The sequence below is a fragment of the Hyunsoonleella ulvae genome, from assembly GCF_016827605.1.
In the GTDB taxonomy this organism is placed as follows: Bacteria; Bacteroidota; Bacteroidia; order Flavobacteriales; family Flavobacteriaceae; genus Jejuia; species Jejuia ulvae.
This window is the reverse complement of the sequence record NZ_JAEPJQ010000001.1, coordinates 498,650-513,797: the sequence shown is the minus strand read 5'-3', so window position 1 is coordinate 513,797 and position 15,148 is coordinate 498,650. Positions and strand designations below refer to the sequence as shown.

At 33.5% G+C, this 15,148-nt stretch carries 14 protein-coding genes; 13 read left to right on the top strand and 1 reads right to left on the bottom strand.

The genetic code is table 11. The annotated features are described in order from the left end of the window. The first annotated feature begins 63 nt into the window (after positions 1-63). The 7 genes from JS605_RS02380 to pth all read left to right on the top strand — a co-directional run bounded on the left by JS605_RS02380 (position 64) and on the right by pth (position 6,301). Positions 64-777 carry a pyridoxine 5'-phosphate synthase gene (locus tag JS605_RS02380; RefSeq protein ID WP_203256077.1) on the top strand — a complete coding sequence of 238 codons (714 nt, stop codon included), beginning with the start codon at positions 64-66 and terminating at the stop codon, positions 775-777. Positions 778-892: 115 nt separating this feature from the next. Further along, positions 893-1,657 carry an alpha/beta fold hydrolase gene (locus JS605_RS02375; protein WP_203256076.1) on the top strand — a complete coding sequence of 255 codons (765 nt, stop codon included), beginning with the start codon at positions 893-895 and terminating at the stop codon, positions 1,655-1,657. Between the two features lie 31 nt (positions 1,658-1,688). After that, positions 1,689-2,036, top strand: a complete 348-nt coding sequence (locus JS605_RS02370) for a phage holin family protein (protein ID WP_203256075.1) — start codon at positions 1,689-1,691, stop codon at positions 2,034-2,036. 120 nt (positions 2,037-2,156) lie between these two features. Continuing rightward, complete coding sequence (gene tig / locus JS605_RS02365; RefSeq protein ID WP_203256074.1) at positions 2,157-3,485, top strand: trigger factor; 1,329 nt, start codon at positions 2,157-2,159, stop codon at positions 3,483-3,485. 132 nt (positions 3,486-3,617) lie between these two features. Beyond that, positions 3,618-4,292, top strand: coding sequence for an ATP-dependent Clp endopeptidase proteolytic subunit ClpP (gene clpP, locus JS605_RS02360; RefSeq protein ID WP_203256073.1), 675 nt, complete (start codon positions 3,618-3,620; stop codon positions 4,290-4,292). Between the two features lie 73 nt (positions 4,293-4,365). After that, on the top strand, positions 4,366-5,598 hold the full coding sequence (clpX, locus tag JS605_RS02355; RefSeq protein ID WP_203256072.1) for an ATP-dependent Clp protease ATP-binding subunit ClpX: 1,233 nt from the start codon (positions 4,366-4,368) through the stop codon (positions 5,596-5,598). 136 nt (positions 5,599-5,734) lie between these two features. Next, positions 5,735-6,301, top strand: coding sequence for an aminoacyl-tRNA hydrolase (pth, locus tag JS605_RS02350; RefSeq protein ID WP_394369014.1), 567 nt, complete (start codon positions 5,735-5,737; stop codon positions 6,299-6,301). Positions 6,302-6,307: 6 nt separating this feature from the next. Here pth and JS605_RS02345 read toward each other — a convergent pair whose 3' ends face one another. After that, positions 6,308-8,953, bottom strand: coding sequence for a reprolysin-like metallopeptidase (locus JS605_RS02345; protein WP_203256070.1), 2,646 nt, complete (start codon positions 8,951-8,953; stop codon positions 6,308-6,310). Between the two features lie 67 nt (positions 8,954-9,020). Between JS605_RS02345 and JS605_RS02340 the strand changes: the two genes are divergently transcribed. The 6 genes from JS605_RS02340 to JS605_RS02320 all read left to right on the top strand — a co-directional run bounded on the left by JS605_RS02340 (position 9,021) and on the right by JS605_RS02320 (position 15,074). Further along, positions 9,021-9,950: a bifunctional riboflavin kinase/FAD synthetase gene (locus tag JS605_RS02340; protein ID WP_203256069.1), complete on the top strand. Its 930-nt coding sequence runs from the start codon at positions 9,021-9,023 to the stop codon at positions 9,948-9,950. A gap of 14 nt (positions 9,951-9,964) precedes the next feature. Continuing rightward, on the top strand, positions 9,965-11,266 hold the full coding sequence (locus tag JS605_RS02335; RefSeq protein WP_239000234.1) for an HTTM domain-containing protein: 1,302 nt from the start codon (positions 9,965-9,967) through the stop codon (positions 11,264-11,266). Between the two features lie 42 nt (positions 11,267-11,308). After that, positions 11,309-12,577 (top strand): serine--tRNA ligase, encoded by a 1,269-nt coding sequence (gene serS / locus JS605_RS02330; RefSeq protein WP_203256068.1) that lies wholly within the window; start codon positions 11,309-11,311, stop codon positions 12,575-12,577. A gap of 140 nt (positions 12,578-12,717) precedes the next feature. After that, on the top strand, positions 12,718-12,840 hold the full coding sequence (locus JS605_RS17605) for a hypothetical protein (RefSeq protein WP_262896310.1): 123 nt from the start codon (positions 12,718-12,720) through the stop codon (positions 12,838-12,840). Positions 12,841-13,012: 172 nt separating this feature from the next. After that, positions 13,013-14,788, top strand: a complete 1,776-nt coding sequence (locus JS605_RS02325) for a tetratricopeptide repeat protein (protein ID WP_203256067.1) — start codon at positions 13,013-13,015, stop codon at positions 14,786-14,788. 19 nt (positions 14,789-14,807) lie between these two features. Next, entirely contained in the window at positions 14,808-15,074 is a 267-nt protein-coding gene (locus JS605_RS02320) for a SemiSWEET family sugar transporter (RefSeq protein ID WP_203256066.1), read from the top strand. Positions 15,075-15,148 lie beyond the last annotated feature (74 nt).

Genomic DNA, 15,148 nt, shown 5'->3' with positions numbered 1-15,148 from the left:
TAATCAAAAAAAAGCTACTTAAGCCTCTTCTAGTTTGTATTTTTGTGCTTTAAAAAAGAATACATGACAAAGTTAAGCGTAAATATTAACAAGATAGCAACATTAAGGAACTCTCGTGGAGGAGATGTACCAAATGTGGTACAGTTTGCTAAAGATGTACAGCGTTTTGGGGCAGAAGGCGTAACGATACATCCAAGACCGGACGAACGCCATATACGTTATCAAGATGCAAGGGATTTAGATCCTGAGGTCTATACAGAGTTTAATATTGAGGGTAACCCGATACCGTCATTTATGGATTTAGTGCTAAGTGTAAAGCCTACGCAAGTAACACTGGTGCCCGATGCAGAAGATGCCATAACAAGCAATGCAGGTTGGGATACTATAAAACATAAAGATTTTTTAATTGATGTGATTAAAGAGTTTCAAGCTAATGGCATTAGAACATCTATTTTTGTAGATCCTGTTTTACAGCAAATTGAAGGTGCAAAAGTAACAGGTACTGATAGAATTGAATTATACACCGAAGGTTTTGCCCATCAATACAGTTTGGGCAATAAAGATGGGGTTTTGGCATATACCGAAAGTGCTGTTTTAGCTAGTGAATTGGGGTTAGGTATTAATGCAGGGCATGATTTATCTTTGGATAATATTAAGTTTTTTAAAGAAAACATTCCAAATCTTTTAGAAGTGTCTATCGGGCATGCATTGGTTGCTGAAAGTTTGTATCTAGGAGTGGAAAATGTGATACAGATGTATTTAAGAAAGCTTAGTTAAAAGCCCGTTTGATCTTCTTACGATGGAAGAAGTATTCAAGTGAATGGATTTAATTGAAAATATTAGTTTTTATTTAAAATGATTTCCCTTCCTGTAGAAGGGTTAAAGTATGTATATGATTTTACATTCAAATATATTAGGAGAAGGGACGCCAATAGTAATTTTACATGGGTTTTTAGGTATGAGTGATAATTGGAAAACCCATGGTAAAAACCTGTCTGAGTTAGGGTATGAGGTGCATTTGGTAGATCAGCGTAACCACGGGCATAGTTTTCATGATGATACATTTAACTATGAAGTAATGGCGGAAGATTTAAAGCGTTATTGTGAAGCTAAAAACCTAGAAGATATTGTCCTTTTAGGGCATTCCATGGGTGGAAAAACAGCGATGTTGTTTTCTACTGAATCCCCAGAACTCGTTTCAAAATTAATAGTGGCAGATATTTCTCCAAGATTTTATCCAGTACATCACGATATGATACTAAGTGGTTTGAGTGCGTTGGATTTTAATGTGATAAAAAGTAGAGGGGAAGCCGATAAAATTTTAAGTGACTATGTTTCAGAAATAGGAACGCGTCAATTTTTATTGAAAAACCTTTATTGGGTTGAAAAAGGGAGGTTAGCATTAAGAATTAACCTAGAGGTGTTACAGGATGAAGTGGACGAAGTAGGGGAAGCTCTGCCTAGTTACGCTAGATTTGATAAAGACACCTTGTTTTTAAGAGGTGACCGATCTGAATACATTGGAGTAGGTGATGAAACCATTATTAAGAGCCATTTTCCAAAAGCGAAGATAGAAACTATAGCAAATGCCGGCCATTGGTTGCATGCTGAGAATCCTAAGGCATTTTTTGAGGCTATTTTAAATTTCTTAGAATAAATATTTTGTACATTTATAGAAAGTTAAGTTTATGAACTGGATTATCAAACTTTTGCTTAACGCAGCTGCGGTCTTTATTTTAGCACATTTACTTTCTGGTGTTGATGTAGATGGTTATGTTGGTGCGCTAATTGTTGCAGTAGTGTTAGCAATTCTTAATCTATTGGTAAAACCAATACTCGTAATTTTTACATTACCAGCTACGATTTTAACGCTAGGGCTTTTTCTATTGGTTATAAATGCTGTTATTATTCTTTTGGCAGATCAATTAATTGATGGTTTTGGCGTAGCCAATTTTTGGTGGGCGCTTCTTTTCAGTGTCTTATTATGCATACTGCAATCTATATTACATTCGCTTTTCAGAAAAGATAAAAAGTAACTCTAAATCAAATAATTAAAAACTTTGTTGGGATGTAAAAATGTACTAATTTTGCATCCCAATTTTAATTTTGGTACATCCAATTAGTTAAATGCCTAATAATAGGCTTATATCGTAACAATGAATATTACAAGAGAAAACTTAGATGCATTAAATGCAGTAGTAAAAGTAGATATCGCTAAAGAAGATTATAGTGATAAGGTAGAGAAAATTTTATCAGATTACCGTAAAACAGCTAACATTCCAGGATTTAGAAAAGGGCACGTGCCTATGGGAATGGTTAAAAAGCAATATGGAAAAGCGGTATTGGTAGATGAGGTAAACAAGCTTTTACAAGATGCATTAAATAAATATCTTACCGAAGAGAAGTTAGATGTACTAGGGCAACCATTACCAAAGCCTCAAGATGATATCAATTGGGATGCAGATGGTTTTAGTTTTGAGTTTGAACTAGGTTTGGCTCCAGAATTTGATGTGAATTTGAAAAGTAAAAAAGCAATTACACATTACAATATCGTTGCTGATGATAAAATGATAGACGAACAGATAGAGCGTATTCAAAAACAGTATGGGAAATTAGTATCTCAAAATGTAGTTGCAGACGATAGTGAAATAACAGGTGCATACAAAAACGAAGAAAAAGAGATAGATAACACGGTTACCTTAACTCTGGATAAATTTAAAGGTAAGGCTACAGCAAAGAAATTTGTGGGAGCTAAAGTAGGAGATGTTATTGCATTAAAAACAAAAGGACTTTTTGAAGACGACCATGAGTTAATGCATGCCTTAAAAGTAAGTCATGATGAAGCACATGGTTTAGATATAGAGGTAACATTTACCATTACTGAGATTAACAAAAGGGAATTGGCAGATTTAGATCAAGAATTATTTGATAAAATTTTTCCTTCTAAAGATGTAACTTCTGTTACAGAATTAAAGGCTAAAATAAAAGAAGATGCAGAGAAGCAATTTAAGCAGCAATCAGACCAGAAACTTTTGAACGATGTAACTGAGTATTTAGTAGACAATACAAAGTTCGATTTACCTGCTGAATTCTTAACCAAATGGATGCAGACCTCAGGAGAAAAGGAGATGGACGAGTCTCAAGCTAAGGAAGAATACGAGAAGTCCGAAAAAAGCTTACGTTACCAATTAATAGAAGGTAAGCTGGTTCAAGAAAACGATATTCAAGTATCCCTAGAAGATATCAAAGGTCATGCTAAGGAGATGATTAAAGCGCAAATGGCACAGTTCGGGCAAATGAATCCTTCTGATGAAGAGCTTGAAGGGATAGCGGCAAGAGTACTAGGAAATCAAGAAGAAGCACGAAGAATTTCCGAGCAAATAGTAAGTCAAAAATTATTAGAGCTGTATAAAGAAAAAGCAAACTTAAAGGTAAAAGAATTGAGTTACGAAAAGTTTGTTAAAGAAGTTTACGGCGATAAATAATCAAAGAATAATTCATTATATTTATGCGCTTGAATCGGTGGGATTCAAGCGCATTTTATTTTATCAAATCATTAAAAATTACTTCATCTTGATGTAGGTCAGGATATTAAGATTAAAAAGATATAGCTTACTATGGATTACGCTAAAGAATTCGAAAAATTTGCAATTAAAGATCAAGGTATTAGCAGTGCATACTACGACAAAATTATAAGTAGTATGTATCCTACTAACCTAACTCCAAACATTATAGAAGAACGCCAAATGAATATCGCCATCTTTGATGTGTTTTCACGTTTAATGATGGACCGTATTATATTTCTAGGAACAGGAATTAACGATCAAGTAGCAAATATCATTCAAGCACAACTATTGTTTTTAGAGAGTGTTGATGCTACAAAGGACATACAAATTTATATAAACTCTCCAGGAGGAAGTGTATATGCTGGTTTAGGTATTTATGATACCATGCAATTTATTAAGCCAGATGTCGCCACAATATGTACTGGAATGGCAGCATCGATGGGAGCTGTATTATTATGTGCTGGAGAAAAGGGCAAGCGTAGTGGTTTAACCCATTCTAGGGTAATGATTCATCAACCTATGGGTGGAGCACAAGGGCAAGCTAGTGATATTGAGATTACAGCCAAGGAAATTTTAACCCTAAAAGAAGAGCTTTACAAGATTATTAGTAAGCATTCGGGTCAGGATTACGACAAAGTGTATGAAGATAGTGATAGAGACTATTGGATGAAGGCCGATAAAGCTAAGGAATATGGCATGATAGACGAGATATTGGCGAGAAATTAAAAAAATTCGTACTTTTACGAGTCATAATAGAAAAAGTAAATAGTTATTTGCTTCTCTCAAATTCAACTGATTAATGGCAAAAGAAGAATTAGAATGTTCGTTTTGTGGCAGAAAAAAGCCTGAAACCAACTTGTTAATTGCTGGTTTAGATGCACATATTTGTGATAGGTGTATAGAACAAGCACATGGCATAGTTATAGAAGAATCTAAGCAAAACGATACTAATGATTTATCAGCTGAGTTAAAACTCAGAAAACCCCAGCAAATTAAGGCATTTCTTGATGAATATATTATTGGACAGGAAATGACCAAAAAGGTAATGTCTGTTGCGGTATACAATCATTACAAACGTTTATTACAACAGCCTACTAACGACGATATTGAGATACAAAAGAGTAATATCGTTATGGTTGGGCAAACGGGTACAGGAAAAACATTAATGGCCAAAACTGTGGCAAGAATGTTAAATGTACCTCTAGCTATTGTTGATGCTACTGTATTAACAGAGGCTGGCTATGTAGGAGAAGATGTAGAAAGTATTTTAACGCGATTGCTACAAGCTGCAGATTACAATTTAGAAAAGGCAGAAAAGGGTATTGTATTTATAGATGAAATAGATAAAATTGCCCGTAAGAGCGATAATCCATCTATAACAAGAGATGTTTCAGGAGAAGGGGTGCAACAAGCCTTATTAAAACTTTTAGAAGGAACAGTTGTTAATGTGCCGCCAAAAGGAGGAAGAAAACATCCAGATCAAAAATTTATTGAGGTTAATACCGAAAATATCTTGTTTATAGCTGGTGGGGCTTTTGACGGTATAGAACGAATGATTACCAAACGTTTAAATATGAAAGCCGTTGGTTATGCAGCATCAATGTCCGATGAGGTTATAGATCAGGATAATCTACTGCAATACATTACACCAAAGGATCTAAAGGATTTTGGTCTAATTCCTGAAATCATTGGAAGGCTTCCAGTGCTTACATACATGGATCCTTTAGATGCTAAAACGCTAAGAGCCATTTTAACAGAGCCTAAGAATGCAATAATTAAGCAATACAAGAAATTGTTTGCTATGGATGATATTGAATTCTCTATAACAGATGGAGCTTTAGGTTTTATAGTAGATAAAGCTATAGAATATAAGCTTGGAGCTAGAGGTTTACGTTCTCTATGTGAAGAGATATTAACAGATGCTATGTTTGAGCTGCCAAGTAGTAACGACAGTAAGTTGAATGTAACTAAGACATACGCTGAAGATAAATTAACAAAAACCACGCTTAAAAAACTCAAAGCTGTTTCTTAAGTAAGTGATCTATAAATTAATATTAGCATTCTAAATTTATTTAGGATGCTTTTTTATTTTTACAAAAAATGAAACAATGTTTAGGTTTTTGTTGCAATGGTTTAAATTAAAACCCCAAAAAGAAAGTCAAGATCCCATGAAAAAATTTTTAATTGTTGGATTAGGTAACATAGGAGATAAGTATGAGGAAACACGACACAATATAGGGTTTAAGGTGCTGGACTTTTTTGCAAAACAAGAGGATTTTGCATTTGAAACACAAAAACTAGGAGATATGGCTACCTATAAATTAAAAGGCAGAACATTAGTGTTTTTAAAACCTAGTACCTTTATGAATTTGAGTGGTAAGGCAGTTACCTATTGGCTCACAAAAGAAAAAGTACCTCATGAAAACCTATTGGTAATCACTGATGATTTAAATCTACCGTTTGGAAGTATAAGATTAAAAACCAAAGGGAGTGACGGAGGACATAATGGTTTAAAAGATATTCAAGCTAAGCTAAATACTACAAAATATAATCGCTTTAGGTTTGGTATTAGCGACACGTTTTCTAAGGGAAGACAAGTAGATTATGTATTGGGCGAATGGAATACCGAAGAAATGGAAAAACTTCCAGAACGATTGGAAAAATCAGTAGAATTAATAAAGTCTTTTGTTCTAGCTGGAGTAAATAATACAATGAATAGCTTTAATGGAAAGTAAAACCATTTACTCAATAGCAATTCTTCTTATATCAGTCGTTGTTTCATCACTCAAAGATAAAATGTAAATACCAGATTGTGCATTGTGTAAATGTATAGTTTCATCTAATCTTGAGACTTCCTTAAAATCTTCTTTGTAAATACGTCTGCCTCTTAAATCAAAAACTTCAACCTTAATATTCTTTCTCGTATGTGTAGAATCAACCTTTATAGTAAATCTGCCGTTACTGGGATTAGGAAATATTTTAACATCTTTAAAACTAAAATTGGTTATTTCTAATGGGGAGCTGGTGGTTTCACAAACCTCAATAAACCAAGAATTCAGGGTGCCAGTGTCTCCTGGTTGAAAATCCCCTAATCTTATTGTCCATTCTCCAGAAGAGCTCTCATTATTAAAAACTTCAAGTAAGTCATTTAAAGATTTTTGCGAAATGTTATCACTAGCATTAGTACAATTGAATGCAATTGCATCATCGTCAAAAACACCAATAATATTTTCTTCAGAATCACAATCATTTAATGTTTTTAAAGTAACAGTGGTGTTGCTAGGACTTATAATCTCAATTCCCAAATCACCAATATAACTGTGGGTTATGTTCATTCCAATATTAATATCAGTAATCGTCGAATTATCGGGTATGTTAATAATATGACTTTGGCTAAAAGTCCCAGTGTTATCAGGGATATTAATACCTAAATTGTTCGCAGAACTATATTGCGTACATGTAGTGTTCACTTGAAAATCTATAGAGAAATCTTCAGAATTAATTGCAAAGAAATTATTATTTGTAGGCTCTATCATTAACCTACATTCAGGGGAAGGTGTATTTGGTACAGTGAGCGAGTAACTACCGTTGTTAGGAATATTACTAACTATTTCGTTATAAGTATCTCCTCCATCTGTAGACAATAAAATATTTACGTTTGAAGCACCAGGCATTGTATTTGTGTTGTTAACATTCCAAGTGATGGTTTCAGTACTTCCGCTAGACCATGCAATACCAGTGGTGTTTTGTGAAGTGATTTCAAAGGGGCCAAAACTAGGGTCAAAAGTAACACGCATATCGTCGTGAGTATTATTGGCACCTCCAGGTTTATTGTCTCTCACAGTTAATCTAAAATCTGCAGTCCTCCCTACATTTGGAACTTTCTCCCATTGATTGGCATTCACACCAAATTTTAAATCAGATAAGTTGGGAAAATATCTTGTGGGGCTTGTAGTAGGAGGAAAAGATCTAACCAAAACGGCATCGTCATTACCCGAATTGGGGTTTGGAAAAACGGTTAAAGCATTGTTTTCATTTATTTGTTCCCAACAAAAGGTAATGTTATCCCCATCTCCATCACTACCAATTCCTGTAAGTCTAAAAGCAGTGCCAACGGGTAATGTTATATCATTACCTGCATTGGCGGTTGGAGTGGTGTTGCCTGTGTTTGTCTCGGTAGCACAGGATGTTGTTTTTATAAAATCAGTGATTTGTTCAATAGAAATCGCATGAAAGTAAGGATCGCTATTAAGCTGGATGTTTGCTGAAGCTGCGATACCCGCATACCCCATTATAGTTGTACCGCTTCCTGGTTCCATTTGTACATCGGAGCCTTCATTACCATCATGGGTCCACGTGTGGTTAGCTCCAAACTGGTGTCCAATTTCATGGGCTACTAAATCAATATCAAAGTTAAAACCAGAAGGTACATCGTCAGAGGCATAAGCGCTACCTTTAAGTCCAGTAGTACATACGCAACCGATACAACCTGCATTACCATCAAAACCAATTGCTGAAATTAAATGGCCAACATCATAATTAGTATTGCCAATTTCATTATCTAAAGTGGTTTGTACTTCAGTACTATAATTGTTAAAACCTGAATAAGGGTCAGTAGCAGAATTAAGATAAATTACATTATCATTATTTGCAGCTAACTCTAGAGATACATTAAAATCGTTTTCAAAAACCGCGTTAACATTGGTTAATGTTGCTGCTAATGCAGCATTAACAGAAGTTAAAGTGCCTCCGTGGAAGCTAGAATATTCTCCGGTTACAGAAATAGCTATTGTATAGAGTCTATTTATGCTATCATCTGAATCTTTTAAACCTTCACTTTTATGTGATGCCTCTGCAAATGCATTCAAAGTGCTACATTTAAATCTTTTATTATTATCTAGACTAAGTTTGTTAAGAACAGTGAATTTAGATGTGTTTTTAGCGTCTGCATGAAAAATCTCCGTTTTTTTCTTGCCTAAAACAATCCCAGATAATCCCTTGTAGGGCGACAAACTAAATCTTAAATACCCTGTTGGATTGTCTATACCATAGCCAATATATGATCTGATTTCTGGATACTTTTCCTGTAAATCGGGATGCATTACAGAGGCTTCAACAATCTTGTATTTTTCTAAAGTACCATTTAAGTTTGGAAAACTAATAATAACATTTGATGCTTTAGAGGCTTTGTTGTCTGAGGCTTGCTGAAGAGCCTTGTTTAAAGCTTTATAATTAAACTGATATGTTGAAACTGTTTCAGATTCAGGTTTTAATGCTATAGATTTATGCAACTGTTTTGTTTTAACAAAAAAGTTATCTTGTGCATATGCCGAAAAAGCAATTAAAAATATGGTTGTTGTAAAAACATAATGTAGTTTTGTTTTCATAACGAAACAGGGGTCTTTTAAAACAAATCTAGCTTATTTTAACGACATTAACAATTCCAGAACACCTATGGGTAAGGTATTGCCAATTGAAAAATATAAATCTAAAGCACCTACAATAGTAACGATTGGAACATTTGATGGTGTACATGTGGGGCATCAAAAAATTATTAACCGTCTTATCACTTTAGGAAAAGAAGAAGACTTTAAATCTGTAATTCTTACTTTTTTTCCACATCCAAGAATGGTATTGCAAAAGGATTCTAATATTAAACTTATCAATACTATAGATGAACGAAGTGATATCCTAGATGCTTTAGGGTTAGACTATCTTCTAATAAAGGAATTCACAAAAGATTTTTCTAGATTATCAGCTGAGGAGTTTGTAAAGCAAGTATTAGTGGATAAACTTAACACCAAAAAAGTAATTATTGGTTACGATCATAGATTTGGAAGAAATAGAAATGCAGATATTAACGATTTGATAAAATATGGAGATGTGTTTGGTTTTAATGTTGAGGAAATATCAGCACAAGATATTAATGATGTAGCAGTAAGTTCTACAAAAATACGCAAGGCACTTTCTGATGGCAATATTCAAAAAGCAAATAAATATTTAGGGTATCCATTTATGTTAACAGGAACCGTTGTTAAAGGTAAAGGCATAGGAAAAGATTTAGATTACCCTACAGCCAATATCAACATTCAAGAAGCATATAAATTAATACCCAAACAAGGGTCTTATGTTGTAAGGTCAACTATAGATAACAAGGCTGTTTTTGGTATGATGAATATAGGAATGAACCCCACAGTAAATGGTAGTAGTGAATCTATCGAAGTACACTTTTTTAATTTCGATGAAACAATTTATGGTAAAAACATTCAAGTAGATGTGCTAGAACGTATTCGGGATGAGCAAAAATTTCAATCAATTCTAGAATTAAAAAAACAACTTGAAAAGGATAAACAATTCTCATTGAACTTTATCAATACGTTGTAATATTGACTAGGTGGTTGTTTAAACATATCGATAATTCCCAGCTAGTCGTTTTTAGGGTGTTTTTTGGGTTGCTTTGTTTTTTAGAGGCTTTTGGAGCAATACTCACGGGTTGGGTTAAGCGAACTTTGGTTGAACCAAAATTCACATTCACATTTATAGGTTTTGAGTGGTTACAAGTATTTCAGGGAGAGGGTATGTATGTGTATTATGCTGTAATGAGCATTTTTGGTTTGCTTATTATGGTAGGTTATAAGTACCGTATAAGTATGGTTGGTTTTACTTTGTTGTGGACAGGAAGCTATCTTATGCAAAAATCGTCATACAACAATCATTATTATTTATTGGTGTTAATAAGTACCATTATGGTGTTTATGCCAGCCCATCGTGACGTTTCAATAGATGCGAAATTAACCCCCTCTTTAAAAACAAATGCCATGCCCAATTGGTGCAGGCTGGTCTTTATTTTGCAACTCTTTATTGTTTACACCTACGCATCAATAGCAAAGCTTTACCCAGATTGGATAGACGGTACAGTGATGGAGGTATTAATGAAAGGCAAAAAAAATTATCAACTTATTGGAAATATACTGCAACAAGAGTGGCTGCAAAACATATTAACTTGGGGAGGTATTTTCTTTGATGGTTTAATTGTGCCTTTTTTGTTGTATAAACCAACAAGAAAATGGGCTTTTATTATTTCAATTGGGTTTCATCTATTTAATTCTGTAGTGTTTCAGATAGGGATTTTTCCATATCTGGCATTAGCCTTTTACCTATTTTTCTTTCCTCCTAAAACTATTAGAAATATATTTTTAAGGAAGAGGGTGTTTTATGATAAAGCTGAAGTAAAAGCCCCCAGTTTAAAGCAAATGTATATAGCTTTATTTGTAGTTTATTTTGTGTTTCAAATAGTGCTGCCATTACGCCATCATATTTTTAAAGATAACGTGTTGTGGACAGAGGAAGGGCATCGTTTGTCATGGCGTATGATGCTTAGGGCTAAGTATGGCACTGTCACATACACTGTTATGGATAAGGATACCGGGGAGAAAACCATCATTGTATTAGACGATTATTTAACCAAAAAGCAGCAGAGAAGTGCAAGTACCAAACCCGATGTGATTTGGCAATTTTCTAAATATCTGAGAGAAGAATTTAGAACGAAAAATAAAGACGTTTCAGTATATGTAAATTGTAAGGTTGGTGTAAATGGAAGGCGTTTAAAACAACTTATAAATCCTGATATTGACATTGCAGATCAGCCATGGCAACCTTTAAAGCATAGTGATTGGATTTTACCTTCAAAAATGAATTAAGTCTACCAGTATTTATTAAATTTGTCGCTTAAATTTTAGATCATGCTACAAGTTCCATTTATTAGAGATAACAAAGCAATAGTTGTGCAGCGTCTAGCAAAGCGAGGTATAGATGCCAGTAAAATGATTGATGATGTTATTGCTTTAGACGAAAAGCGTAGAAGTATTCAAACAGAATTGGATAATACTCTAGCAGAGTCTAATACCATATCTAAACAAATAGGAGGCTTGTTTAAATCTGGAAAGGTCGAGGAAGCAAATACCTTAAAGGAAAAAACAGGACAGTTAAAGGAAGCTTCCAAAATACTTACAGAGCAACTCAATGAGGTGGCTAACAATTTACAGGAATTGTTGTTTCAAATTCCTAATGTACCCCATGAATCTGTGCCAGCTGGAAATTCAGAAGAAGATAACGAAGAGGTCTTCAGCTGGGGAAGTATACCAACACTTCATCAAGGTGCGTTACCACATTGGGAATTGGCAAAAAAATATGATATTATAGATTTTGAGCTGGGTAATAAAATTACAGGAGCTGGTTTCCCTGTGTATAAAGGTAAAGGTGCAAAATTACAGCGAGCTTTAATTACCTATTTTTTAGATAAGAATGCCGAGGCGGGATACACAGAGTATCAGTTACCTCTAATGGTAAATGAAGCTTCAGGTATTGGTACAGGACAGTTACCCGATAAAGAAGGGCAAATGTATCATGTTACAGAAGATAACCTGTATTTAATTCCAACGGCAGAAGTACCAGGGACTAATATTTTTAGGAATACGGTATTGAATGAAAGTGACTTGCCAATAGGTATTACTGGATATACTCCGTGTTTTAGAAGAGAGGCAGGAAGTTATGGTGCTCATGTAAGAGGTCTTAATAGATTACATCAATTTGATAAAGTTGAAATTATAAGAGTAGAGCATCCTGAAAAATCTTATGAGTCTCTAGACGGTATGGTAAATCATGTGAAAATAATTCTGGAAGAATTAAAATTACCATACAGAATTTTAAAACTGTGTGGAGGAGATACATCTTTTGCTTCAGCTTTAACCTATGATTTTGAAGTGTATTCTACTGCTCAAAATAGGTGGTTAGAAGTATCATCAGTGTCAAATTTTGAAACATTTCAAGCTAACCGTTTAAAGCTACGATTTAAAAATGCCAATGGTAAAAATGAATTGGCGCACACTTTAAATGGTAGTTCTCTAGCATTACCAAGGATTTTGGCAGGAATTTTAGAAAACTACCAGGTTGAAGATGGGATAGACATCCCAGAAGTTTTACACGCCTATACAGGATTTAATAAAATTTAGTATTTTTCTTTCATTTTTAAGAATAAAAATCGATTAAATGTCTTTTTGTTGTGACGATTAACGATTTTTTGATGGTTTTCTTGGTGGTTTATAATATATTTTGGAATATAGCTACACCAAATTTATTAACCTACTTAACCATGAAGAATGTACTACGTATTATTCTGCTTTTAGCACTTGTTTTTATTGGAAGTAAAGTTTTGTTTTCAGATTTTAATTTAGAAAAACCTGAAAATAAAACCTTGGCAGTTGTGAAAAAATAAATTGTTTTAAACAAACAAAAAACTGTCCCCAATCGAGTGATATTATCGTTTTTAATTTCGGTAGTATAGTTAATAGAACATTATTTTGGTTGGTTATGCCCGAATGTAATATTCGGGCATTTTTGGTGTTTTGTAAATATAAGTTTCAATTTATCTTCATTATATTTACTCAATGAGATTACTACTGTTTTTATTCTTATGTGTTCCAACTATCCTTTTGGCCCAAGATGATTTATTTGCCAAAGAATATTACAAAAACGGCGATTTTGAGAAAGCCTTGGTAGAATATAAAAGGCTGTATGCCAAATCAAGATCAAACATAAGCTACATAAAGCAAATTATTGATATCCACCAGCAATTAGAACAATATAAAGAAGCTGAAGATTTCTTAGTCAAAATAATTAGCAAGACAAATTATCCAGCGTTTTATGTAACGTTAGGTTATAATTACCAATTGCAAAATAACACAGAGGAAGCAAATCAAAACTATAACATTGCTATAAATAGTTTACTGGTTAATTCTAATAATGCTTATGCTGTGGCAAGAGCTTTTCAAGATTATTCATTATTGGACCAAGCTATTTCTACTTATGAGAAAGCAATGGAATTAAAACCACAATTAAACTTAAAGTTACCGTTAGCACAGTTGTATGGAGAAAATGGGGACATTGAAAAAATGATGCTAAACTATATTGATTTTGCCGAAAAAAATCCTGTCTCATTAAATAACGTAAAAAGAGCATTAAACAGCTTTATAAATGAGGATGATAATAACCAGAGTAATATTATTTTGCGAAAGTTACTCATAAAGAAAATTCAGCAAGAACCAAATGTTCTTTGGAATGAGCTCTTGGGTTGGTTATTTGTTCAGCAGAAAGATTACGGTAAAGCCTTTGCACAGGAAAAAGCAATATATACCAGAAATCTAGATGGGCTAGATAGAATAATGAATTTGGGTAAAATTGCTGAAAAAGAAAAAGAGTTCGAAAATGCAAAATCTATTTTTAATTACGTCATAGATGAGGCCCAGGATATCGATACTAAATTGATGGCGTTTTATGATCTTTTTCAAATTGAAACCAAGGAAGCCTATGCATCAACATATCAGGATTTACAGAATAAATATCTGGCACTTTTTGATACTTATGGAACCTTTGCCCAAACTTTGGATTTGCAAATATCTTACGCACATTTCTTAGCTTTTTACATGAATAAAACAGAAGAGGCAATTTCTTTTTTAGAAAAGGCCTTAAAGTTGCCATTAAATAATTTGCAAACGGCAGACATAAAATTAGAATTGGCAGACATACTAGTACTGAAAGAAGAATTCAACAAAGCGTTAATTTACTACACCCAAATTCAAAGGAATTTAAAGAATAGTGAAATCTCTCAAAAAGCACGATTTAAGGTAGCAAAAGCGAGCTACTATAAAGGAGATTTTAAGTGGGCAGAATCTCAACTTAAAATTTTAAAATCTTCCACTTCCCAACTAATAGCCAATGATGCTTTAGACTTAAAGTTATTAATCACAGATAATAAATATGAAGATTCCCTTCAAACAGCTCTAAAGCGCTATGCTAAGGCAGATCTACTTGCGTTTCAAAATAGAAATGATGAAGCTATTACTTTACTTGAACTCATACTAGAAGAGCACAAGACAGAACCTATAATACCACAGGCTTTATACAAACAAGGGAAACTTCTTGAAATTAAAAAACAATTTGAAAATGCTGCCAATAATTATCAGCAAATTATTGATAATTACAGGGAAGGTATTTTGATAGACAACGCAATTTACAGTTTAGCAGAATTGTATTTGTATCATTTAAATGCTCCTGAAAAAGCCAAAGAACTTTACAAAGAATTAATTTTTAATCACGCTGATAGCATTTATTTCATTGAAGCTCGTCAAAAATATAGAAAACTTCGAGGTGATGCCATTAACTAAAACCCAAGGTGAATAAATTATGGGTTTTGATGTAAATGAAGCAATAGGTTTTGGTGCAGCAGTACTTACAACAATTGCATTTTTACCACAAGTATACAAAACCTACAAAACCAAAGATGTTTCTAGCTTATCATTGCCTATGCTAATTCTGTTTTTTATTGGCATCATATTATGGCTTATATATGGGATTTTAAGAAATAGTTATTCAATGATTTTTGCCAATACTATTACTGTGGTATCCACACTACTATTGCTATACTATAAATTGAAATATGGAAAGCAATAGATGCACTACTAATATAGATCATTTTTGATTGATGTTTAAGACTACTTCTGTCGTTTTTTACTGTCTGTTGTAAG